Here is a 21,531-nt window from a genome sequence, read left to right on the forward strand (position 1 = left end):
CCCCGCTGAGTCCTGTTCCGCTCCGGTCATCGGGCCCGTTTCCGCGGGGGACGGCCCCCGGCCTCTCGGGGGCCGTCCCGGTGATGCTTGTTCCGCTGTGGTCATCGGGCGCTCTTCTCCGGGGGACGACCCTCGGACCCCCGGGGGCCGCCCCGATGATCCTCGCTCCGCTCCGGTCATCGGGACGGGGCTTCCGGGGGCGGCGGGGCGGTGGCCTGGAGGCGGGCCGTGCGGACGCCGTTGAGGACGCGGTAGGCGCGGTCGGCCATGGCGGTCAGCGAGCCGCCGTCGAGGGCGTCGCCGATCAGGGAGCCGCCGACGCCGACGCCGATCGCGCCCGCGCGGACGTAGTCGCCCGCGTTGCCCGGACGGACGCCGCCGGTCGGCAGGAGCGCGATGTCGCGGAACGGCTCGGCGAGGTCGCGCAGGTACTCGGGTCCGAACAGGTGGGCGGGGAAGACCTTGACGGCGGTGGCGCCGAGGTCCCAGGCGCGGGCGACCTCGCTGGGCGTGAGCGCGCCGGGGTAGTAGGGGACGCCCAGGTCGTGGGCCTTCACGGCGACCTCGGCGTCCGTGTCCGGGGCCACCAGGAAGGACGCGCCCGCGTCGACGGCGGCGGACGCGTCGGCGGGCGTCCGGACCGTCCCGGCGCCGAGCTCGACGTCGTCGGGGTACCGGTCGCGGGCGGCGCGCAGCGCGTCCAGCGCGCCGGGAGTGTTGAGGGTGATCTCCAGGCAGCGGATGCCGGCGGCGACCAGGGTGTCCAGGACGCCGGTCACGCGGGTGGGGTCGGTGCCGCGCACGACCGCGACGACGCCGGTGGCCGTCAGCGCGCCTCCCGGCGCCAAGCGGGGGGTCATGGTCGTCCTCTCGAAGGGGGGTTCAACGGGTCAGAAGTAGGTGCGGATCAGGTCGGTCACCGTATGGTCGTCGTCGACGACCGGGATGACCTGCCATTTGTCGAAGGCCGTGCAGGGGTGGGAGATCCCGAAGCAGATCAGGTCGCCCGGCCGCGGGGACGGCCCCTCCACCGCCACGTAGGCGTGGTGGTCGTTGGTGTCGGTGACGCGCAGGCCGTCCGCGGGCAGGACGGTCCCGTCCCGCCGCCGGACGCGCAGCGGGACGGGCAGCCCCGCGTCGTAGGGCGCCTCACGCTTGCCCATCCCGACGATCGCGAGCCCCTCCTCCGGGACGGACGTGACCTGCGCCCAGATCTCCAGCGCGGCGTCCAGCGAGCCGGGCAGGCGGGTGAACGGCGTCCGCTCGGTGTAGATGCCGTCGTCGTGCGTCACGTAGGCGCCGCTGCGCAGGATCACGGTCAGCTCGTGCCCGGGCAGCCAGTCCCCGGACAGCCGCTCCGCGACCTGGTCGAAGTACGCGCTGCCGCCCGCCGTGACGACGACCTCGCGCGGCAGCAGCCCGGTCTTGGACAGCTCGGCGGTCACGTCGCGGAGCGTCCCGAGGTAGGCGCCCGCGGCCGCGACGTCCGGCAGCCCGCCCTCGTAGCCCGCGACGCCCGCCAGTTCGGTGCCGGGGGAGGCGGCGACGGCGCGCGCGACGGCGGTCAGCTCCTCGACGGTGCGGCACCCGGTCCGCCCGTTCGGGTGGCCGAACTCGACGAGCACCCGGAACGGGCGCGGCCCGGCGGCGGCGGAGAGCGCGGCGACGCCTTCGAGCGAGTCGGCGTACAGCAGGAACTCCATGCCGCGGCCGACCTCGCCGCCGAGCCAGTGCAGCGCGGTCGGGTCGAGCAGCTCGTTGGCCAGCAGGATCCGCGGGACGCCGAACGTCCGGTAGGCGAGGACCTGGTTGGCGGTCGCGGCGGTGATGCCCCAGGCGCCCGCGTCGAGCTGGGTCTGGAACAGCGACGGCGCCATGGTCGTCTTGCCGTGCGGCGCGAAGGCCAGGTCGTGCCGGGCGCAGAACGCGGCCAGCTCGGCGATGTTGTGTTCCAGCGCCGATCTGCGCAGGACCATGAGCGGCCAGGTGAACGGGCCGCCGAACAGCGGGTGCCGGGCGGCGGCGAACTCCGCGTACGGGACGGCCGGGCCGGGCTGCCAGAAGCCCTTCGTCCGCCAGTCGACGTACTCGTCCGGAATCGTGAGGTTCACGGCTGGTTCCCTCCATGCGGATCACGGTCGGTACTGCTGCGCTCGGCGGGACGGTCGAGCGCCCGGTCGAGTGGCCGGTCGAGGGGCCGCTCGGGACGGCGGCGCGGCTGCCGGGACGAGCCCAGCACGCGGGAGATCTCCAGGCCCGTCCGCTCGACCATCGGCCCGACCTCCCGCACCCGCGCGGGCGTCATCCGGGACGTCAGCCCGGACACGCTGAGCGCCCCGACGGCCCGGTCGGTGTGGTCGAAGATCGGCGCGGCGACGCAGCGCACCTCGGGCTCGTTCTCCCGGTCGTCCACGGCGTACCCGGAGAGCCGGACGCGCTCCAGCTCGGCCGCGAGCCGGGCCGGGTCGGTGATCGTCCGCTCGGTGCGCGGGGTGAGCCCGGCGGCGACGACGAGCTGGAAGTCGTCGTCGCCGAGCCAGGCGAGGATGGCCTTGCCGACGGCCGTCCGGTAGGCGGGCATCCGCATCCCGACGCGGGACGCCATCCGGACGTTGTGCTCGTTCTCCACCTTGTCGATGTAGACGACCTCGGGCGCGTCGTAGACGACGAGGTGGCACGTCTCCCCCACGACGTGCTGGAGGCGGCGCAGCGGGTCGGCGGCGACGGACCGCACGTCCAGCGACGACAGGTACGCCTGCCCGAGCCGCAGCGCGCCGTGCCCGAGCCGGAACCAGCCCGTCTCGCGGTCGCGGGTGAGCAGGTCGCCGTCGATCAGCGGGGCGGCGAGGCGCAGCACGGTGCTCTTGCTGAGGCCGAGGTCGTCGGCGATCTGGGTGAGGGACACGCCGCGCGCGTCGGCGTGGTCGCGGACGTGGTCGAGCACCGCGAGCGCCCGGCGCAGCGACGACGACTGGTTCCGCGCGGGCTTCGCCGCGGCCTTGCCGGGCACGGTCTCGTCGATGCTCATGTCGTGCTCCCCGGAAGCAGTCCACGGGTGATAACGTCGCGGGCCGCCGCGAGGTGCCGCCCGGCGCGGGCGAGTGAGATCTCGTGGTGGCCCGGCAGCAGTATGTCGATCTCCAGCGCGGCGAGGCGCGCCAGGCTGGCCGCGTACTCGGGGACGCGCGCGTCGTGCAGGTTCTGCAGCGAGATCCGCCCGCCGGTGAACACGCAGTCGCCGGAGAACAGGGCGCGGCCCTCGGGCGCGTCGAGCAGGTAGCAGGTGTGCCCGTCGGCGTGCCCCGGCGTGGCGATCGCGGTGAGGACGACCCCGCCGCCGAGGTCGACCCGCTCCCCGTCGGCGATGGGACGCACCGCCGGGCACGCCTCGAACGCGTACTCCGGCGGGTACACCCCGGCCGCCTTGCCGCGGTCGACGCTGAGCTTGTCCTCCGCGCCGGACGCGATCCAGTCGCTCGCCGGCGCCCCCGCGCGGACGGCGATCCCCGGCACGTCCCGCGCGACGGCGGCGGCGCCGCCCGCGTGGTCGGCGTGCCCGTGGGTGAGCAGCAGGTGCCGCTCCCCCGCCGGTGCGGCGGCGGTGCGCAGCCGCCGCGCGAGCAGCCCGGCGGACGTCCCGGCGCCCGCGTCGACGAGCGCCGCGCCCCGCGACCCGCGCACGAGGTAGACGTGGCAGTCGAGCGGGTCGGTGAGGTCGAACCCGGCGGCTCCGCTGCCGACGAGTTCGACGTGCTGCGTCAGCCGCATGCTCATGCCGCCCCCTCGCCGAGGGAGCGGACGGTGTCGACGACCAGCCGGGCGGCGGCGTCCACGTCCGCGAGCGCCACGGACTCGGCGGCCGAGTGCGCGTCGGCGATCGAGCCGGGCCCGAACACGACCGACGGGACGCCCGCGCGGGCGAGCTTGCTCGCGTCCGTCCCGAACGGCATCCCCTGGACGGACGCGGGCAGCCCCGCCCGTTCGAGCGCGGCGCACAGCGCGGCGGGCACCGGGCTCGTCGCCGGGGTGTCGAGGGCGTAGTCGACGGTGAACGGGTCGTCCACCTCGACCTGGCCGGGCAGGAGGGCGGTCAGCTCGGCGCGGTCGCGGCGCCACACCTCCAGGGGGTCCTCCCCGGGCAGGGTGCGGCGGTCCACGTCGATCTCGCAGCGGCCGGGGACGGTGTTCGGCCCGTCCCCGCCCCTGATCCGGGTGACGCAGCGGGTCGCCGGGCCGAGCAGCGGGTGCGGCGCGGCGTCCGGCGCGGTCCCGGCGATGTGGTCGATCACGCGGGACATGAGGGTGACCGCGTTGACGGCCTCGTCCGGGCGCGAGCTGTGCCCGGCCCTCCCCAGCGTCCGGACGGTGTACCGCACGCACCCCTTGTGCGCCGTCGCCGGGACGAGCCCGGTCGGCTCCCCGACGATCGCGCCGACGACCTCCGTGCCGGCGAGGTCGGAGATCAGGCCGAGGACGCCCTGGTAGGCGTGCTCCTCGTCCATCACCCCGGCGACGACGACCCCGAACGGCGGCGGCGGACCGGCCGCCAGCCCGGCCGCCGCCAGCATGAACGCCGCCAGCGGCCCCTTCGCGTCGCACGCGCCGCGCCCGTACAGGCGGCCGTCGCGGACCGTCCCGGCGAACGGGTCCACGGTCATGCCGTCGGTCTCGACCGTGTCGAGATGCGACTCCAGCAGGACGACGCGCGGGTCGCGTCCCGGCACGGTCGCGACGACGTTCGGACGTCCCGGCGACACCTCCCGAACCTCGGCCTTGATGCCGCGCCCGGCGAACCAGTCGCGGACGTACGCCGCGACAGCGGCCTCCCCGTCACCCGCCCCACCCCGCGGGTTGACGCTGGGGATGCCGACCATGTCCCGTAGAAGCTCCCCCGAGTTCGACATCAGGACCGCCGTTCCCGCGCGTAGGCGAGCAGCAGCCCGATGATCAGCAGGCCCAGCACGATCTGCCGCGCCCCCTCGGACATGTTCCACGACGCCAGCAGCGCCGTGAGCAGCGTCAGCATCAGCGCGCCCGCGACGGTGCCGAGCACGTGGCCGCGCCCGCCGAGGATGGACGTCCCGCCGAGCACCACCGACGCGATCGACAGCAGCTGGTACGGGTTGCCCATCGTGAGCGAACTGGTGGAGGTGAACCCGAGCAGCACCAGCCCGGCCACCCCGGCGAGCAGCGAGCACGCGCCGTAGGCGACGAACGCGGTCCGCGCGAGCGGCACCCCGGACGCCCGCGACGCCCGCTCCCCGTTGCCGAGCGCGAACACGTACCGTCCGATCCGGGACGCGTGCAGCAGCCACACGGCGACCGCGGTGATCCCGAGCCAGAGCAGGAACGCGAGCGGCACCCCGGCCACGCGGTCGTTGGCGAGCGACGCGAGCAGCGGCACCTTCGCCGACTTCGGCGACCCGTTGGTGTAGACGAGCAGCGCGCCCGCGACGATCGTCCCGGTGGCGAGCGTCATGACCATGGGCGGCACCCGCAGCCAGGTCACCCCGGCCGCGTTCGCGACGCCGACGAGGACGCTCGCGACGAGCGCGACGACGACGCCGGTCGTCCCGCCGGACCCGGACGCGACCTGCGCGCACACCACCGCCGACAGCGCGACGACGCCGGACACCGACAGGTCGATCCCGCTCATCATGACCACGAGCGTCTGCCCGACGCCGACGATGCCGAGGAACGCGGCCGTCTGCACCAGGTACCGGACGCTCGACACGCTGTCGAAGCCCTTCGCGAACAGGATCGCGCCGATCCACGTCACGAGCAGGACGCCGAACGCCCAGGCGGCCCGGTTGTCGCGGAGCCCCCGCGGCAGGGGAATCGCGGTCATCAGTCCGTCCTCTCCCGCGTCGCGAACGTCTTGACGGCGATCGCCACGATCAGCACCGCCCCTTGCAGGATGAGCTGGTAGAACGGCGACAGGCCGGTGAACAGCAGCAGGTTCGTCAGCAGCCCGATCAGCAGCGCGGCCAGCACGGTCGCGCGCATCTGCCCGACGCCGCCGAAGAAGCTGACCCCGGCGAGCACGGACGCGGCGATCGAGTTGAGCGTGTACGGGGCGCCGATCGTCGCGTCCCCGGACCCGGTCTGGATCGCGAGGCCGATCCCGGCGAGCCCGACGAACACGCCCGCCAGCGCGTAGGCCGCGATCTTCACCTTGCGGGTGCCGATGCCGCTCGCGTACGCGCCGTGCTCGTTGCCGCCGACCGCGTACAGCGAGAGGCCGAACCGGGTCGTCCGGACCGCCTTCCACAGCACGAGGACGGCCACGATCACGAGGACGGGCAGCGCGAGCCCGTTCCACCCGTTGTTGTAGGCGTCGACCAGCCCGGACGGGACGTGCCCGCCCGGCTGCGGCAGGACCACCAGCGTGACCCCGCCCCACAGGAACGACGCCGCCAGCGTCACGATGATCGGCGGCAGCCCCGCGTAGGCGACGAGCACGCCGTTGGCGGCGCCCGTCGAGGCGGCGGCGGCCAGGGCCAGCAGCCCGGCGACGACGACGCCGTCCTCCGCGCGGACGGCGAACACCGCCATCGCGAGCGCCAGCACCGAGCCGAGCGACAGGTCGATGCCGCCCGCCAGCATGACGGTGCTCTGCCCCATCGCCGCCAGGATCAGCGGCAGGAACTGCGCCGACAGGATCGTGATCGACGCCGGGGTGAACAGCTCCGAGTCGTAGTGGCTGTACGCGGCGAGCAGGACGACCAGCAGCGCGCCGAGGCCCGCCACGTCCAGGTTGCCGCGCAGTGCGCCGGTCAGGCGTTCAGACATTCGCCCCTGACCCCTTTCGGGGGGTGTGGGGGGTCGTCCCCCCACCGTGGTTCGCCTCCGTGCCGGTGACGGAGGCGCGGACGAGCCGCTCCTCGGTGAGGTCGGCGCCCGCCAGCCGGTCGACGACGGCGCCCTCGTACATGACGGCGACCTCGTCGCAGAGGCCGACAAGTTCCATGGTGTCTCCCGACGTGACCAGCACCGCGACGCCGCTGTCGGCGAGCCTGCGGAGCAGGTGGTAGATCTCCCGCTTGGTGCCGACGTCGATGCCGCGGGTCGGCTCGGCGAGCAGCAGCACGCGCGGCCTGGACGGCAGCCAGCGGGCCAGCGCGACCTTCTGCTGGTTGCCGCCGGACAGCCGGCGCGCCTCCTGGTCCGGACCGGTCACCTTGATCCGCATCCGCTCGACGAGGTCGTCGACGAGCCGCGCCTCCGCGCCGCGGTCGACGGTGGTCAGCCGCTTCGCGGGCGTGACGACGTCCAGGTTGGTCAGGGACAGGTTCGCCCGGACGGTCTGCGCCACGTGCAGCCCCTCGACCTTGCGGTCCTCCGGCACGTAGGCGATCTTGGAGCGGATCGCCTCGCGCGGGGACGCCAGGCGCGCGGGACGCCCGTCGAGCTCGATCCGTCCGGTGTGCTTGACCAGGCCGAACAGGGCGCGGAGCACGGCCCGCTGGCCCTGCCCCTGGAGCCCGCCGAGGCCGATGATCCGGCCGGGCTCCAGGTCCAGGTCGACGCCCGCGCAGGCGCCGGGGACGGTCAGCCCCCGCGCGCTCAGCACCGGCTTGCCCGCCGGGACGGGCGGCGCCGCTGGGGTCTCCTCGGCGGCGGCCTTGTCGGAGGCGATGGCCTCCTCGGACGGGATCGCGAGCGCGTCGTCGCCCTCGACCGGCGCCGCGACCTCGCCCGCCTTCGGCGGGAACAGGTCGGACAGCTCACGTCCGATCATCAGCCGGACGATGTCGTCGTGGTCGGTCTCCGCGCGCTCGCGGGTCGCCATGACCTCGCCGTCCTTGAGGACGGTCAGCCGGTCGGCGACGGCGAACAGCTCGCCCATCCGGTGGCTGACGATGACCACGGACGAGCCGGCCGCGCGCAGCTCGTCCACGACCGTGAAGACGCCCTTGACCTGGTCGTCGTCCAGCGCGGACGTGGCCTCGTCCAGGATCAGCAGGCGCGGTTTCGAGGCCAGCGCCTTGGCCAGCTCGACGAGCTGCTGGCGGCCGAGCGGGAGGCGTCCGGCCCGGGTCATCGGGTCGACGTCCAGCCCGACGCGCTCCAGCAGCGGCCGCGCCCGCCGGGCGAGGTCGCGGCGCAGGACGAACCCGCGCCGCGACGGCCACTGGCCAAGGAACACGTTCTCGGCGACGGTCTGGTGCGGGTTGAGGCTGAGCTCCTGGTGCACCGAGCCGATCCCGACCTCGCGGGCCCGGTGCGGCGACCAGGACGTGACGGGCTCTCCGTCGTACACGACACGTCCGGAATCGGGCGCCAGCAATCCGGTGATCAGCCCGAGCACCGTGCTCTTGCCCGCGCCGTTCTCCCCGACGAGGGCGAGCACCTCGCCCGCGCGGACGTCGAAGCTCACCTCGTTGAGGACCCGGTTGCCCGCGAAGGACTTCGAGACCCGCTCGACGGCCAGGAGCGTCATCGCTACTTGCCGATCAGCTTGTCGATCTCGGACTGCGGCAGCTCCTGGATCGGGTAGGAGTCGTCCGGCTGGTCCGGCTTGACGTACTGGTCCAGGGTGTCGTCCGTGATCTTGGGCAGCGGGACGGTGATCTGGTTCGGGACCGTGCCGCCGCCGGCCTTGGCGACCGCCGCGCGCAGCGCGATCACGCCGAGGTAGTTCGGCTGCGCGGTGGACAGCGACGAGAACCCGTTCGCCTTGTTGTCCTTCCACAGCTTCAGGAACCCGTTGTAGTTCTCGCCGGTGATCGGGACGAGCTTCTTCTTCTGCTTGATCAGCGTCTGGAGCGCGGCGGCCGACAGCGCGCCGCCCTGCGAGAACACGCCGTCGATGTCGGGGTTCGCCGAGTACGCCGAGGCGAACGCCTGCGCGGCCGGGGCGAGGTTGTACTCGCTGTGGACGTTCGCGGCGACCTTGATGCCCGGGTACTTCTTCAGCCCCTCCTGGGCGCCCTGCCAGCGCTCCTCGCTGACCGCGACGCCCGCCGGGCCGTTGAAGGCGATGATCTTGCCCTTGCCGCCCAGCTTCTCGCCGAGCCACTCGCCCATCATCCGGCCCCACTCCTTCTGGTCGGTGCCGACGCGCACGACCTTCTCGGAGGTGACCAGGCTGTCGAAGTTGGCGACGGTGATGCCCGCGTTGACGGCCTGCTCCAGCGCCGGGTTCAGCGCCGTGGAGGAGCCCGCGTCCACCAGGATCACGTCGTACTTCTGCTGGATCATGGCCCGGATCTGGGCGATCTGCTGGGACGTGTCGCCGTTGGCGTTGAACACCTGGTAGTCGGCGACCTTGCCCTCGCCCTTGAGCTTCTGGACGTCGTCCTTGATCATCTTGTCGGTCTGCTGCATCCAGGACGGGGTCAGGTAGATCGTGGACCAGCCGACCTTGAGCGCCTTGGCCTTGCCGCCCGACTTGTCGTCGGACTTGCCGTCGCCGGAGTCGACGCCGCACGCGGCGGTCGCGGCCAGCGCGCCCACCGCCGTGATGGCCACGACGGCGCGCGTGAACCTACCGTTCATGGGGGTTCTCCTTGTGACTGTCCGGAACCCGGGACGGGCTCCGGCGAGATGGGCGGGGGGAGTTCTGTGACCTCCGGGGTCAGGCGGGTTTGAGCGCCCGGCCCGGAGGATGGTGCGTCGCGTCGTCGGTGAGGACGCCGCCGCTGAGGACGGGCACGCCGTTGACCACGACGTGCTCGACGCCGTCCGCGGGCGTCCGCGGCCGTTCGTAGGTGGCCCGGTCGGCGACCGCGTCGGGATCGAGGACGACCAGGTCGGCGGCGCGTCCCGGTTCGACCCGGCCGCGGTCGCGCAACCGGAACCGGTCGGCGGCGCGGCCCGAGAGGTGGACGGCGGCCTGCTCCCACGTCCAGTCCCCGAGGTCGCGGACGTGCCGGCCGAGCATCCTCGCGAACGCGCCCCAGCCGCGCGGGTGGGGGTGTCCGCCCTGGTAGATGGCGTCGGAGCCGGTCGTCTGCGCGGGATGCCTGAGCAGCGCCCGGACCGACTCCTCGCTGTTGGTCGGCGGCTGGGCGAACACGCAGCCCGCCTCAAGCCTCGTGGCGACGAGCAGGTCGCAGCAGAACTCGGCGGGCTGCTGCCCGGCCCGCTCCGCCGCCGCGGGCAGCGCCATGCCCTCGGCCCAGCGGAACTCGTCGGCCGGGACGTGCGACAGCGTGATCCGGTGCCAGATCGGGGCCTCGTCCCATTCGCGCTCCAGCCGCTCCCGGATGCCGGGGTCGGTGAGCGCGTCCAGGGTCGCGTCGAGGTCGGCGATCGGCAGCCAGGACGGCAGCGTGACCAGCGTCAGCGTGCTCGACCCGCGCAGGTAGGGGTAGCTGTCGAAGGTCAGGTCGATGCCCTCGGCGCGGGCTCCGTCGACGAGCGCGACCAGCTCGGCGCCGGGGCCGTGGTAGTGCGAGACGTGCGGGGCGACGCGTCCGGCGCGGGCGATCTCCAGCACCTCGGCCATCGCGGTCGCGGCCAGCGACTCGTAGCCGCGCATGTGCGTGACGTACGGCAGTCCGGCCGCGCCGACCGGCGCGCAGAGCGCCGCGACCTCGTCGGCCCTGGCGTAGGCGCCGGGCACGTACTCCAGGCCGGTCGACAGCCCTGCCGCGCCCTCGGACAGGCCCCGCTCGACCAGGGCGCGCATGGCGTCGAGCTCGTCCCGCTCGGGCGCGCGGCGGTCGGTGCCCATGACGCCGTGCCGGATCGTCCCGTGGGGGAGCAGGTAGACGGTGTTGAGCGCGGTCCCGCGGTCGTAGGTGGCCAGCAGGTCGGCGACCGACACCGGCCCGCCGTCCAGCCCCGGGTGGGTGCCGTTGACGGGCGCGAAGTAGCGGCTGACGTACCGGAGGGTCGCGGGGGTCGCGGGTGCGAAGGAGACGCCGTCCTGCCCGAGGACGAACGTCGTGACGCCCTGCCGCAGGGCCGCGAACTGCACGTCGGGGTCGAGGACGGAGGCGTCGCCGTGCACGTGGGTGTCGATGAAGCCCGGCATGACGTACCGGCCGGTGGCGTCGATCACCGTGGCCGCCGCGGCGTCCGGCAGGACGTCCACCGCGGCGATCCGGGAACCGGAGACCGCGACGTCCGCACGGCGCGCGGGACCGCCGGCGCCGTCCAGCACCGTCCCCCCGCGAACCAGCAGATCGTACATTGGACCTCATTAACCCCACAGAGCAGGTAACCGGACATCCATGCCGGTTGCCGTGGAGGTTATGCGGACTCCCAAGACCGGCGCCAGTTTTGCAACACATGATTTTGCATTGCACAACCAGCGTATATGCGCAGGTGAGCGCCCTGTCCAAGGGATGGAGCGGCGCATGTCCAGGCAGCGCGGAAGGGGATCAGGAAACGATCAGACCCCGCGCGGGGCGGGCGGGGGCTAGAGGATCGTGGTGCCCCAGACGACGTTCACCGTGTGCTGGGCGCCTTCGGAGTCGGTGAACGTGAGGCTGCCCTTGCCGGGCAGGCCGATGATCGCGGTGCGGAGCGTGAGGGTCAGCGTGGTCGTGCCGTCGGCGCGCATGTCGCCCCGCGTCTCGGACAGGGCGAGCTGGTTCGTCGACGTCACCGCCGTCCACGCCACGGGGCCGCTCTTCGCCGCGAGGGTGAGCTGGGCGGTCTTCGTCCCGTACATCTCGACCTTGGCCGGGTTCACGACGAGCGTGCCCGGGCCCGCCGGGGCCTGCGACGACGGGGGCTGCTGCGGCGAGTGCGACGGGTCCTTCGTGCGGTCGTCCGTCTGCGGGGAGACGGGCGGCTGCCCGGCGTGTCCCGGGGTGCCTCCGCCGCCTCCGCCGGGCCCGCCGGTCGGGGCGCCGCCGCGCCCGTCGGCGTCCGGTGGCCGCTCGTGCGTGATGTCGGGCTGCGGCGCGGGGCGGAACGGCGTCCAGGTGCCGATGCCGGGGCCCATCGCGAGGACGGCGGCGACCGCGGCGCCCAGCGCCACCGCCATGGCGCCGCCGGTGACCAGCCAGCGGCGGGTGAACGCGGACGGCACGTCCGGCTGGCTCGGCAGCCCGGCCGGGGTGAGCGCACCGCCGCGCGCGGCGATGTCGGCCCGGTAGCCCGCGAGCTCCGGGTCCGTCGCGGTGTGCATGACGCGGTGCCGCAGCGCGGCGGGCAGCACCGGGGCGGGCGCGCGGCCGAGCAGCGCGACGGCCGTCACCCGGCCGCGCCGGACGCAGGCCGGGCAGCCCGCCGCGTGCCGTGCCGTGGCGGGGTCGACCGGCGCCGCCTCCGCGTTCCGGCGCAGGATCCGCCGGAGCGCCCGTTCGATCGGCCGGTCCGGCGCGGGCGGGGCGGGCGGCTCGGCCTCCTCGTCGCTGCGCGGCGGGGTCCGGGCCGCGAGGACGGCGACCGCCGTGGACCGCGCGTCCTCCCGCTCGCCCGACGACACGGTCGCCGCCGACGCGTCGGACGCGCCCGACACCGCGCACGCCCGGTTCGCGCGGTCGACCTCCTTCTGGAGCGCGGCCTCCAGCTCCGTTCGGGCGCGCCGGATCCGCAGCGCGGCCCGCCGCGGGGACAGTCCGAGCGCCGCGCCGAGCCGGGCCGGGCGCAGCCCGTGCCGGAACGCCAGCAGCGACACCTCCTGGTCGACCGGCTCCAACCGGCCGAGGCTCGCGCGCAGCAGGCCGTGCAGCTCGTCGGACGGCGGCCAGTCCGGGACGGGCCCCTCCGGCTCCCCCCGGGTCAGGAACGGGACGTCGGAGAACTCGGCGTTCCGGTCCCAGAAGAGGATCTTCGCCCGGCCGCGCCGGACGCAGCGCCGCCGCGCCGCCCCGTACAGCCACGAGCCGAGCTGCATGTGGTCGCGCATCCGGGGCGCGCGCCGGGCGGCGTCGATGAACGTGTCGTGCACGATGTCCGCGGCGATCTTCTCCTCGCCGGACATCGACAGAACGTAGTCGTGAATGCGCTCACCGTACTCGTCGTAGAGCGCGGCGAGCGCCGCCTCGTCCCCCTCGTTCAGCCCTTTGACCAGCTTGCGGTCGGCCACATGTGCGGAGGGCGACAACCTTGGCATCCACGCTCCCGGCACCGGCATGGGGCGTCCGCCACCATGGGATCGTCCGGACATTCAGCCCACCTTGCATACACCCCCGACCCCCGTCCGCACCACTTGAACGCCCGAATTGGGGGGAGGTGCGGGTGTCAGGGGGTGATGGCGAGGAACTCCCGAAGTTTCGTCATCGCCCTGGAGACGGTGGACTTGACCGTGCCGACGCTGACGCCGAGCGTCTCGGCGATCTCGCGTTCGGACATGTCCTCGTAGTAGCGGAGCATGACGGCGAGGCGCTGCCGCTCGGGGAGGCGGCGCAGCGCGCGGGTGAGCACGTCGCGGGTCTCGCTGCGTCCGGCGTGGTCGTCGTCGGCGGGACGGTCGGGCAGCCGGTCGGTCGGGTAGACGTCCAGCTTCTGGCGCCGCCACCAGGAGATCTGCGTGTTGACCATGGCCCGGCGGACGTAGCCGTCGACGGCGGCGCGGTCCGCGATGCGGTCCCAGGCGAGGTAGGTCTTGGCCAGCGCGGCCTGGAGGAGGTCCTCGGCCTCCGCCTCGGCCCGGTCGCCGGTCAGCCGCCTCGCGGCGCGGAGCAGCACGGGACGGCGTTCCGCGACGTACGCGTGGAACTCCTCCTGCCGTGTCGCGTTCACCTCACCACCGGAACCAGGGGTTGGGGAGCCGCTCCGGCCGGGCGAGCCGAGCGCACTCCTGTACGTCTGACGATCGCATGTCGATCGTAATTTCGGTCCTACAGATTGAATATTTCCGGGTCAACCAGTTCATAATCCTCAACCCAGGTGCATCGAACTTCCTCCACCGGCTGACTTATCGCGACAAATCCGTCGACAGCTCTGGTCACCGCGCGTGACTCTTGACTCACTGTCCTAACAGCAGTCGCCCTGAGTGATGATCGATCCCCGGAGCCCCGCGATGCCGCCACCCCACCGCCGTGGAGCGAACCGCCGCAGATACCGGACCGCCGTGCTCGGCGCGTCCGCGGCCGGCGGGATCCCCGACGGCGCCGGACGTCCACTGCGCGTCGTGACAGGGATCGTCCTCGACGCCAGCCCGCATCTGCTCGTGCTCGGCGCGCCCGGCGGCGGCGAGACGCGAATCGCGATGGGCGAGGCGACGGTGGTCTGGCACGGCGGCCGCGCGGGCCACACCGCCCTCCGCCCGGGCCGCCCGGTGATCGTCCGCCTGAAGGCCGCCAACGGCGTCGGCGGCACCACCGGCGCCGAGCCCCCTGGCGGGGCCAGCGCTGTTGAGGGTGTTGGACGGATCGGGGGCGTGTACGGGGCCGATCGGGTCTGGGTGGGGATCAGCCGCGTGACCGGCACGATCCTCGCGTGCGGGCGGGACTCCGTCGACGTCGACATGGGCCCGCACCGCGGCCGCACCCGGGTCGCGATCCCGCCGAACGCGCTGGAGCGGGTGCTCGTCCGGCATCCGCGGCTGGAGCCCGGCTACCTGATCGACGTGATCTGCGTCGCGTCCTCGGACGGGCCGCGGGCGGTGCGTCCCGGCACGTCCCAGCCCGGCTACCGGGCCGACGACCTCGCCGCGCCGGAGGTCACCGCGCCCGTGCCCGAGGTGCTGCGCGGGACGGCGACCTGGTTCGGCGGCGCGGACGAGCGGGCGGTGGACGCGCCGGACGCGACGCACGGCGCGGCCTACCCGGCGGTCGACCCGGAGGGGGACGCCGGGGGCTGCGCGGACGCACCGTCCGGCTGCGTCGCGTTCCCCTACCTGTCCCTCGGCAGCGAGGTCGTCGTGCACAACGAGTGCGGCGGGCGCGCCGCCGCGGTGCCGGTCGTGGAGTGCGGCTGCACGGCGGCCCGGTACTGCGACCGGTGCGTCGACTGCGACGCCACGCCGCGCGGGCGGATCGTGGAGCTGACCCCCGCCGCGTTCGCGGGGCTCGGCGGCGAACTGGAGTCCGGGTGCTTCAACGCCGCCGTCCGGCCGGTCGGGACGGCGGGGAGGGCCGTGTCATGGTGACCGTGTTCCAGAACACGCAGGTGCTGCTGCTCGCGGCCGTGCTGCTCGTCGCGTGCCTCGCGAAGCTGACCATCCGGGAGGAGGCGTCGGGCGAGCCCGACCACGTGCACGGCGTGCCGGTGCCCGCCGGGCTGGCCCGGCTGACGACGGCGCGCGGCGGCCGCCGGATGACGGTCGGGGTCGGGCTCGGCGAGGGCCTGCTCGGCCTGGCGCTGCTGCTGACCTCGCACCTGTCGGTGCGGCTGGCGACGACGGTCGTGTTCGCCGCGGCGACGTGGGTGGTCGGCGAGCTGCGGGTGCGCCGTCCGGACGCCGGATGCGGCTGCTTCGGCGGGCTGAGCGGCAAGAAGGTCGGACGGCGCAGCGTGCTGCGCGCGCTGCTGTTCACCGCCGCCGCCGTCGCGTCGCTCGGCGCGCCGCTCGCCGGGGTCGACGTGCTGCTGGACGTCCAGGCGCAGGTGGGTCTCGTCCTCGTGGTGGAGCTCGGCCTGTTCGCGGCGCTGTCCCCGGAGCTGTCGGCGCTGCTGCGGCGGAGCGGGCTGCTCGGCGGGGGCGGGCTGCCGCACGGGCCGGGACGTCCGGCGACGCCGTGCGAGCGGCGGCGCAGCCCCGTCGAGGAGACGTTCGCGACGCTCTACGACAGCCCGGCGTGGGCCGAGCACGAGAACCTCATCGCGAGCGCCGTCCCGCTGGACGTGTGGCGCGAGGGCTGCTGGCGCTTCGTGGTCTTCCCGGCCCGGCTGGACGAACGCGACGTCGAGATCGTGTTCGCCGTCTCCACCGCCGAACGCGACAGGACGGTCCGCTCGGCCGTCCTCACCGCGGAGGCGGCCCTTTCCTCCACCTCATAGCGGCGGCCGGGGGCTCACCAGTCGGACTCGGGGGCGTCGTCCTCCGGGAACTGGTCGTCGTAGACGGCGAGTTCGTCCTCGGCGTCGAGGTCGTCCTCGGGCGCGTCTTCGGGCCGCGGCGGCGGCGCACCGCTCCCCATGTCGGACGGATGGTCGTCCCATCCCGGGGTGTAGGCGTAGTCGGGGCCGGACTCGGGGTCGGGCACCCGCCCGCCCTGATCCTGCTGCATCGCGGACATGTCGTCGTCGTCATCGTCGTCGTGCTCGTTGTAGAGGTCCTGGCCACGGAAGCGGTCGTCGCTCATCTTTCCCCCGAGGTCGGAGTCCGAGTCGAAACGCGCCCGGCCGGACGCGCCGGACCGGTCATACCCAGCTGACCCCGCCGACACCGACTTCAACTCTCTACGGCTCTCTACAGAATTCCCTAGAGACGAATAGAAGGCGCCAGAAGGCAGCCGAGCAAAATCTATGGCTTTCTAGAACCACCACTAGAAAGCCAAATACTCAACAACCGTCACACCTCCATGCAACTCTCTACGCCTCTCTAGCCACCAACCTAGAAACCCGCATAAAACCAAACCCCACCCAAGCCCCAACCGCACGCAACCCAGTCGACGCGCAAGCCGTACGCGGGCTGGGCGAAAGCACCGAATGGACGAGCAGGAGCCATACCGCCAGGTCGGCCGCACAGCAGGACAGGCAGACAACAAGGGAAGGCGTACAGCAGAGCAGGCCGACGACAAGCGACAACAAGACGGCCGGACAGCAGGACGGTCGGTCAGCGGACGAATGGACAACAGGCGAGGGGCCCACAGGGTGAGCCGCCAACAGGACGGTCGATCAGCCGGAGGGCCGGTCGGTAGGACGGGTGGAGTGCAGGCGAGTGGACAACGGGCGGGCGGTCAGCGGGGTGGGTGCTCAGCAGGGCGAGCGACCACCAGGGCGGTCAGTAGGACGGTTGGAGCGACCAGCAGGGCGGTCAGTAGGACGGTTGGTGAGTGGGACAGGCGGTTGGTAGGGCGGGTGGGGTGTAGGTGAGTGAACGGGGTTGGTGGGGTTAGGTGGGTTGGGAGCGGAGGAACTTGCCGAAGTGGGGGACGGTGAAGGCGACCATGCCGCGTTCGGCGCTGTAGATGAGGCCCTTTTTGATGAGGCCGTCGCGGGCGGGTGACAGGCTGGACGGCTTGCGGCCCAGTTCGTCGGCGACCGAGGCGGTCGGTACCGGGTCGTCGCCGAGCATGGCCATGGCGCGCATGTAGTCGCGCTCGGCCGGGGTGGCGCGCTCGTAGCGGCTGCCGAAGAAGCCGACCGCCAGTTCGCTCTCCGCCTCGGGGGCGGCGACCTTGATGTCGTCGGCGGTGATCGGGGTGTCGGGCGCGACGTCCCAGACGACCTTGGCGTACGCCTGCACGAAGTACGGGTAGCCGTCGGCCGCGCCGTACAGCGCGTCGAGGGCCTCCTCGGTGAAGGTGACCTCCTCGCGCTCGGCGGGGGCGAGCAGCGCGTGGTCGGCGGATTCGCGGTCGAGCCGGTCGATGCGGGCGTACCGGAACAGCCGCTCGGAGTAGGACTTGCTGGCCGACAGGACCGCCGGGAGGTGCGGCAGCCCCGCGCCGACCACGATCAGCGGGCCGCCGACCTGCGACAGCTCGTGGCACGCGGCGCACAGCGCGGACACGTCGTCGGCCGGGACGTCCTGCATCTCGTCCACGAAGAGGGCGATGCCGGCGCCCACGTCGGTGGCGACGGACGCGGCGTCGACGAACAGCTCGGTCAGGTCGATCTCCAGGTCGCCGGAGTCGGCCCGGCCCCGCGCCGCGGGCACGTCGATGCCGGGCTGCCAGCGGTGCGCCCGCGCCTTCGCCTTGCCCGACGGCGGCTCGGGCTCGGACTGCGCGAACGCCTTGAGCACGCCGAGGAACTCCTCGATGCGGTCGGGCGCGCGGTGCCGGGGCGCCAGCTCGCGGACGGCCCGGTGCAGCGCCGAGGCGACCGGACGCCGGATCGACTGGTCGGGCCGGGCCTCGATCTTGCCCGTGCCCCACAGTCGCTGGATCGCCATCGACCGGAACGCGTTGAGCAGCACGGTCTTGCCCACGCCGCGCAGCCCGGTGACGATCATGCTGCGCTCGGGACGGCCGCGGGCCACCCGTTCGAGCACGACCTCGAACTGCCTCAGCTCACGGTCGCGGCCGGCCAGCTCCGGGGGACGCTGACCGGCGCCGGGGGCGTAGGGATTGCGCACGGGGTCCACGCTGTCGGACTCTATGAGGCGATATAGCTGGGGCCGTAGATTTGCGTAGAAACCGCTGCGGCGTGTCGCGTGCGGCTCGTGCCGCCGGACGCGGTGCGCGGGGCTCTGCACCCCCTTCGCGGCCATCGTCGCGACCATGTCGCCTCCCCGGGCGAGCGCGTGTTCGAGTGAGCGGTCGAACTTCTGTTCGACTATTCGAACACACTAGCGCATGGCTCCGCGCGCGTCACCCGAACCCCGCAACTTCCCCCGACGTTCTCCGCGCGACCCGGGCCGCGCCCCCGGCAGCCGACCGGGAGCGCGGCGTCCGCGCAGGTCACACCGTGGTTCAGAGGCTCTCGTCGGCGGCCGACCGGTGCGGGACCTGCTCCGCCGGGACGGTCCCCATGCGTCCGGCCTGGAAGTCCTCGAACGCCTGGACGATCTCGTCCCGGGTGTTCATGACGAACGGCCCGTACCGCGCGATCGGCTCCCGGATCGGCAGCCCGCCGAGGACGAGGATCTCCCACCCGTTCGCGCTCGCGACCGGCTGGCGCTCGGCGGCCTGGACGACCAGCCCGTCCGCCTCGCCCCCGTGGTGCGAACCGGCGAAGACGGCGAGCTGCCCCTCGTCCAGCCCGGCCCGCTCGACGCCCGCCGTCCCCCGCCCGGACAGGACGTACACCAGCGCGTTGAAGTCGCGCGGCCAGGGCAGCGCGAGCCGCGCGCCCGGCGCGACCGTCGCGTGCAGGTAGTTGATCGGCGTGTAGGTGACGCCCGGCCCGTCGTGCCCGGCCCACCGACCCGGCGATGACGCGGACCAGGGACGACCCGTCCTCGGAGGCCAGGAGCGTGACGTCCCGGGCCTTGATGTCCTGGTAACGCGGCGGCAGCCATTTCTGGGAGCGCGGCAGGTTCACCCAGAGCTGGACGCCGTGGAACAGACCGCCCTTGGCGACGAGGTCGGGCGGCGGCTGCTCGATGTGCTGGATGCCGGACGCGGCCGTCATCCACTGGGTCGCGCCGTCGGAGATGAGCCCGCCCCCGCCGGTGGTGTCCTGGTGCTGGAACGCGCCGTCGATGATGTAGGTGACGGTCTCGAACCCGCGGTGCGGGTGCCAGGGCGTGCCGCGCGCCTCGCCCGGCGCGTACTCGACGGCGCCCATGTGGTCGAGGAGCAGGAACGGGTCGGCGAGGGACAGGTCCATCCCGGGGAAGGGGCGCCTGACCTCGAAGCCCTCTCCCTCAAGCTGGCGGCTCGCGGTCACGACCTTCGCCACGCGGCGCCAGTCGGTCTCCGTGGCGGGCAGTTGGGGCAGGCGGGGGAGGGTCAGCGGGTCGGCCGTCACGGCGGGCATGGGTCCTCCATCTCTCGGGTGCCCGTCCACGCCTCGGGGCGGTGCACTGCACCCCACAACCTAGTTGATGATTCAACTATTTCCGAGCGGGGCGCCCGCAACCCCCTGCTACTGTGAAGATGGCGAGCGTTAGTTGAACGTTCAACATACTCTATACTCGTAAGAATGAGCGAACCTCGCTGGCTCGATGCCACCCAGCAGCGCGATTGGCGGGCATACGTCGACGGCAGCGTCCGGCTCACCGAGATCATGGACCGCGACCTCAAGACCAAGCACGGCCTGTCGGTCTCGGAGTACGAGATCCTCGTCCGGCTCTCCGAGGCGCCCGAGCGGCGGCTGCGCATGGCCGAGCTCGCCGAGAACGCCAGCCAGTCGCGCAGCAGGCTGTCCCACACCTGCTCGCGCTTGGAGTCCAAGGGCCTGGTCAAGCGGGACAGCTGCCCGAACGACAAGCGCGGCGTCTACGCGCACCTCACCGACGAGGGCTTCGCGGCGCTCGACCGGGCCGCCCGCGACCACGTCGAGACCGTCCGGACGTTCTTCATCGACGTCATCGACCCCGACGACCTGGCGGCCATCGGACGGGCGTTCAACCTCGTCCTCAAGCGGCTCGGCCCGTCGAGCTGACCCCGCACGCGCGGCCCCGCGACTCGGCCGAGCCTTACAGCGGGACGGTCACGCCCGTCAGGAAGCCCACCGATACCAGGGTCAGGAACACCCAGGCCAGCATCATGCCCTGGCCGAACGTCCGCCAGCGCCCGCCGACCTTCCAGACCAGCAGGCCGCCGAGCCCGAACGCCAGCATGATCAGCGTGATGAACTGCGGCAGCAGGCTCGGCCGGCGGCTCGTCATCAGCGGCCCGTACATCATCACGAAGTCCACGAGCAGGAAGATCCCGAACCCCGCGCCGAGCGCCTTCACGTCGCGGCCGAGGAACGCGCGTCCGCGCTCCGCGACGGCCTCCGCCCAGTCCGGGCGCGCCTCCGCGCGTCCCGCCTGATCGACCTCCACGTTGTGCGCCACGGCGAAGATCTCGTCTTCGAGGCTCGGAAGGTCCCGCTCCTGCCGTTCCGCCATGCCGGCTCCCTGGGGCCGGTCACCGCCGGCGACATGCCCGGCGGACGGATGAGTTCACGGCCCGTCCGTCCCGGCCCCTTTCCAGCGGGCGCGCCGTCAAACGCACGGTAGCGAATCCAGGGTGGCCCGCGCACGGCGCACGGCATGCCATGCTTGGAAACATGCCAGGTAGAACGCCTGAACGCCGGTCCGCGCGCCGCGCGCTGCCGGTTGCGGTCGGCGCTGTGCTCGCCGTCGTGGCGGCCGGGTGCGGCGGCGGCGGGGGCGGGTCCCGCGAGTCGTCGCCGCCCGCGACCCCGTCCGGGACGGCCGCGTCGCCGTCCGGCCCGTCCGCGACGCCGACGAAGCAGGAGTTCCAGGCGGCGGTCAAGCGCGTCACGGCGGGCGACCTGAAGTACTCGTGGCGGCGCGGCTGCCCGGTGTCGCCGTCCGGGCTGCGGATGATCGAGATGACCTACTGGGGCATGGACGACAAACCCCACACGGGCGGGCGGCTCGTCGTCAACGCCAAGGCCGCGGACGACCTCGTCTCGGTGTTCCGGAAGCTGTACAAGATGCGCTACCCGATCGAGCGCATGGAGCCGGTCGACAAGTACAAGGGCAGCGACTTCGACTCGATCGAGGCCAACAACACGTCGGCGTTCAACTGCCGTCCCGCGACGGGGTCGAGCTCGTTCTCCCAGCACGCGTACGGGCTCGCCATCGACATCAACCCGTGCCAGAACCCGTACGTCTACGCGGACGGGCACGTCGCCCACAAGAAATGCGCCAAATACAAGGATCGCGGCAACGACGACCCGGGCGTCATCCACCGCGGCGACAAGGTCGTGAAGGCGTTCGCCTCGATCGGGTGGGGCTGGGGCGGCGTGTGGAGCGGCGCCCGCGACTACCAGCACTTCTCCAGCTCGGGCCGCTGACGGGGCGGGGGCCGGGGCCGGGCGCGGCGGCCCGTGACGCGGGCGGCCCGGGACGCCGACCGCGTACGACCGAACCGGTCGCTAGAGGGCGACCAG

20 protein-coding genes and 1 pseudogene are annotated in these 21,531 nt (G+C 73.2%); 4 read left to right on the plus strand and 17 right to left on the minus strand.

Annotated features, from left to right (window positions below; genetic code table 11):
• Positions 1 to 176 precede the first annotated feature (176 nt).
• The 12 genes from ACH01S_RS39270 to ACH01S_RS39325 all read right to left on the minus strand — a co-directional run bounded on the left by ACH01S_RS39270 (position 177) and on the right by ACH01S_RS39325 (position 13,647).
• A complete protein-coding gene (locus tag ACH01S_RS39270; RefSeq protein WP_067904808.1) occupies positions 177 to 860 on the minus strand; it encodes a bifunctional 4-hydroxy-2-oxoglutarate aldolase/2-dehydro-3-deoxy-phosphogluconate aldolase in 684 nt (227 codons plus the stop codon).
• A 30-nt stretch (positions 861 to 890) separates the two neighbouring features.
• Positions 891 to 2,111, minus strand: coding sequence for an alanine racemase (locus tag ACH01S_RS39275; protein ID WP_067904810.1), 1,221 nt, complete (start codon positions 2,109 to 2,111; stop codon positions 891 to 893).
• Entirely contained in the window at positions 2,108 to 3,028 is a 921-nt protein-coding gene (locus ACH01S_RS39280; RefSeq protein ID WP_083981659.1) for an IclR family transcriptional regulator, read from the minus strand. The genes ACH01S_RS39275 and ACH01S_RS39280 overlap by 4 nt, the downstream gene beginning before the upstream one ends.
• Positions 3,025 to 3,774, minus strand: coding sequence for an MBL fold metallo-hydrolase (locus tag ACH01S_RS39285; protein ID WP_083981660.1), 750 nt, complete (start codon positions 3,772 to 3,774; stop codon positions 3,025 to 3,027). Before ACH01S_RS39285 ends, ACH01S_RS39280 begins: the two co-directional genes overlap by 4 nt.
• Positions 3,771 to 4,874 carry a M20/M25/M40 family metallo-hydrolase gene (locus tag ACH01S_RS39290; protein WP_169809429.1) on the minus strand — a complete coding sequence of 368 codons (1,104 nt, stop codon included), beginning with the start codon at positions 4,872 to 4,874 and terminating at the stop codon, positions 3,771 to 3,773. The genes ACH01S_RS39285 and ACH01S_RS39290 overlap by 4 nt, the downstream gene beginning before the upstream one ends.
• Before the next feature lie 29 nt (positions 4,875 to 4,903).
• Positions 4,904 to 5,848 (minus strand): ABC transporter permease, encoded by a 945-nt coding sequence (locus tag ACH01S_RS39295; RefSeq protein WP_067904820.1) that lies wholly within the window; start codon positions 5,846 to 5,848, stop codon positions 4,904 to 4,906.
• Positions 5,848 to 6,792 carry an ABC transporter permease gene (locus tag ACH01S_RS39300; protein WP_067904823.1) on the minus strand — a complete coding sequence of 315 codons (945 nt, stop codon included), beginning with the start codon at positions 6,790 to 6,792 and terminating at the stop codon, positions 5,848 to 5,850. The genes ACH01S_RS39295 and ACH01S_RS39300 overlap by 1 nt, the downstream gene beginning before the upstream one ends.
• Positions 6,785 to 8,443 carry a sugar ABC transporter ATP-binding protein gene (locus ACH01S_RS39305; protein WP_067904826.1) on the minus strand — a complete coding sequence of 553 codons (1,659 nt, stop codon included), beginning with the start codon at positions 8,441 to 8,443 and terminating at the stop codon, positions 6,785 to 6,787. Before ACH01S_RS39305 ends, ACH01S_RS39300 begins: the two co-directional genes overlap by 8 nt.
• A gap of 2 nt (positions 8,444 to 8,445) precedes the next feature.
• A complete protein-coding gene (locus ACH01S_RS39310; protein ID WP_067904829.1) occupies positions 8,446 to 9,501 on the minus strand; it encodes an ABC transporter substrate-binding protein in 1,056 nt (351 codons plus the stop codon).
• Between the two features lie 79 nt (positions 9,502 to 9,580).
• Entirely contained in the window at positions 9,581 to 11,143 is a 1,563-nt protein-coding gene (locus ACH01S_RS39315) for an N-acyl-D-amino-acid deacylase family protein (protein WP_067904832.1), read from the minus strand.
• A 228-nt stretch (positions 11,144 to 11,371) separates the two neighbouring features.
• Positions 11,372 to 13,018 (minus strand): RNA polymerase sigma factor, encoded by a 1,647-nt coding sequence (locus tag ACH01S_RS39320; RefSeq protein WP_169809430.1) that lies wholly within the window; start codon positions 13,016 to 13,018, stop codon positions 11,372 to 11,374.
• A 128-nt stretch (positions 13,019 to 13,146) separates the two neighbouring features.
• Positions 13,147 to 13,647, minus strand: coding sequence for a SigE family RNA polymerase sigma factor (locus ACH01S_RS39325; protein ID WP_067904839.1), 501 nt, complete (start codon positions 13,645 to 13,647; stop codon positions 13,147 to 13,149).
• Between the two features lie 391 nt (positions 13,648 to 14,038).
• Between ACH01S_RS39325 and ACH01S_RS39330 the strand changes: the two genes are divergently transcribed.
• Together ACH01S_RS39330 and ACH01S_RS39335 are read left to right on the plus strand one after the other, a co-directional pair.
• Positions 14,039 to 14,998: a hypothetical protein gene (locus tag ACH01S_RS39330; protein WP_246236504.1), complete on the plus strand. Its 960-nt coding sequence runs from the start codon at positions 14,039 to 14,041 to the stop codon at positions 14,996 to 14,998.
• Positions 14,992 to 15,849 carry a MauE/DoxX family redox-associated membrane protein gene (locus tag ACH01S_RS39335; protein ID WP_067904842.1) on the plus strand — a complete coding sequence of 286 codons (858 nt, stop codon included), beginning with the start codon at positions 14,992 to 14,994 and terminating at the stop codon, positions 15,847 to 15,849. Before ACH01S_RS39330 ends, ACH01S_RS39335 begins: the two co-directional genes overlap by 7 nt.
• A 14-nt stretch (positions 15,850 to 15,863) precedes the next feature.
• On the opposite strand, the gene ACH01S_RS39340 is transcribed toward ACH01S_RS39335, so the two are convergent.
• The 4 genes and pseudogenes from ACH01S_RS39340 to ACH01S_RS46705 form a co-directional block, all read right to left on the minus strand.
• Entirely contained in the window at positions 15,864 to 16,154 is a 291-nt protein-coding gene (locus ACH01S_RS39340; protein ID WP_148344175.1) for a hypothetical protein, read from the minus strand.
• A 752-nt stretch (positions 16,155 to 16,906) separates the two neighbouring features.
• The gene (locus ACH01S_RS39345; RefSeq protein ID WP_246236505.1) at positions 16,907 to 18,094 is read right to left on the minus strand and encodes an ATP-binding protein; all 1,188 of its coding nucleotides are present in this window, start codon (positions 18,092 to 18,094) and stop codon (positions 16,907 to 16,909) included.
• Between the two features lie 337 nt (positions 18,095 to 18,431).
• Complete coding sequence (locus tag ACH01S_RS46445; RefSeq protein WP_306303278.1) at positions 18,432 to 18,842, minus strand: pirin-like C-terminal cupin domain-containing protein; 411 nt, start codon at positions 18,840 to 18,842, stop codon at positions 18,432 to 18,434.
• 217 nt (positions 18,843 to 19,059) lie between these two features.
• Positions 19,060 to 19,440, minus strand: a pseudogene (locus ACH01S_RS46705) (pirin family protein); the annotation flags it as partial.
• Positions 19,441 to 19,605: 165 nt separating this feature from the next.
• Here ACH01S_RS46705 and ACH01S_RS39355 point away from each other — a divergent pair.
• Complete coding sequence (locus ACH01S_RS39355) at positions 19,606 to 20,067, plus strand: MarR family winged helix-turn-helix transcriptional regulator (protein ID WP_067904850.1); 462 nt, start codon at positions 19,606 to 19,608, stop codon at positions 20,065 to 20,067.
• Positions 20,068 to 20,101: 34 nt separating this feature from the next.
• Here the strand turns inward: ACH01S_RS39355 and ACH01S_RS39360 are convergent, their stop codons facing one another.
• Positions 20,102 to 20,518: a hypothetical protein gene (locus tag ACH01S_RS39360; protein WP_067904853.1), complete on the minus strand. Its 417-nt coding sequence runs from the start codon at positions 20,516 to 20,518 to the stop codon at positions 20,102 to 20,104.
• A 161-nt stretch (positions 20,519 to 20,679) separates the two neighbouring features.
• Here ACH01S_RS39360 and ACH01S_RS39365 point away from each other — a divergent pair, with 161 nt between their 5' ends.
• Complete coding sequence (locus tag ACH01S_RS39365; RefSeq protein ID WP_067904869.1) at positions 20,680 to 21,435, plus strand: M15 family metallopeptidase; 756 nt, start codon at positions 20,680 to 20,682, stop codon at positions 21,433 to 21,435.
• The last annotated feature ends 96 nt before the right edge of the window (positions 21,436 to 21,531 follow it).

Origin of the sequence: Actinomadura chibensis NBRC 106107 (assembly GCF_001552135.1) — a bacterium.
GTDB classification, from domain to species: Bacteria; Actinomycetota; Actinomycetes; order Streptosporangiales; family Streptosporangiaceae; genus Spirillospora; species Spirillospora chibensis.

Bases quoted from the DNA above. Each gene is read 5' to 3' on its own strand.
- ACH01S_RS39270 (WP_067904808.1), bottom strand. From the start codon at position 860: ATGACCCCCCGCTTGGCGCCGGGAGGCGCGCTGACGGCCACCGGCGTC.
- ACH01S_RS39280 (WP_083981659.1), bottom strand. From the start codon at position 3,028: ATGAGCATCGACGAGACCGTGCCCGGCAAGGCCGCGGCGAAGCCCGCG.
- ACH01S_RS39285 (WP_083981660.1), bottom strand. From the start codon at position 3,774: ATGAGCATGCGGCTGACGCAGCACGTCGAACTCGTCGGCAGCGGAGCC.
- ACH01S_RS39290 (WP_169809429.1), bottom strand. From the start codon at position 4,874: ATGGTCGGCATCCCCAGCGTCAACCCGCGGGGTGGGGCGGGTGACGGG.
- ACH01S_RS39295 (WP_067904820.1), bottom strand. From the start codon at position 5,848: ATGACCGCGATTCCCCTGCCGCGGGGGCTCCGCGACAACCGGGCCGCC.
- ACH01S_RS39300 (WP_067904823.1), bottom strand. From the start codon at position 6,792: ATGTCTGAACGCCTGACCGGCGCACTGCGCGGCAACCTGGACGTGGCG.
- ACH01S_RS39305 (WP_067904826.1), bottom strand. From the start codon at position 8,443: ATGACGCTCCTGGCCGTCGAGCGGGTCTCGAAGTCCTTCGCGGGCAAC.
- ACH01S_RS39310 (WP_067904829.1), bottom strand. From the start codon at position 9,501: ATGAACGGTAGGTTCACGCGCGCCGTCGTGGCCATCACGGCGGTGGGC.
- ACH01S_RS39315 (WP_067904832.1), bottom strand. From the start codon at position 11,143: ATGTACGATCTGCTGGTTCGCGGGGGGACGGTGCTGGACGGCGCCGGC.
- ACH01S_RS39320 (WP_169809430.1), bottom strand. From the start codon at position 13,018: ATGCCAAGGTTGTCGCCCTCCGCACATGTGGCCGACCGCAAGCTGGTC.
- ACH01S_RS39335 (WP_067904842.1), top strand. From the start codon at position 14,992: ATGGTGACCGTGTTCCAGAACACGCAGGTGCTGCTGCTCGCGGCCGTG.
- ACH01S_RS39340 (WP_148344175.1), bottom strand. From the start codon at position 16,154: ATGAGCGACGACCGCTTCCGTGGCCAGGACCTCTACAACGAGCACGAC.
- ACH01S_RS39355 (WP_067904850.1), top strand. From the start codon at position 19,606: ATGAGCGAACCTCGCTGGCTCGATGCCACCCAGCAGCGCGATTGGCGG.
- ACH01S_RS39360 (WP_067904853.1), bottom strand. From the start codon at position 20,518: ATGGCGGAACGGCAGGAGCGGGACCTTCCGAGCCTCGAAGACGAGATC.
- ACH01S_RS39365 (WP_067904869.1), top strand. From the start codon at position 20,680: ATGCCAGGTAGAACGCCTGAACGCCGGTCCGCGCGCCGCGCGCTGCCG.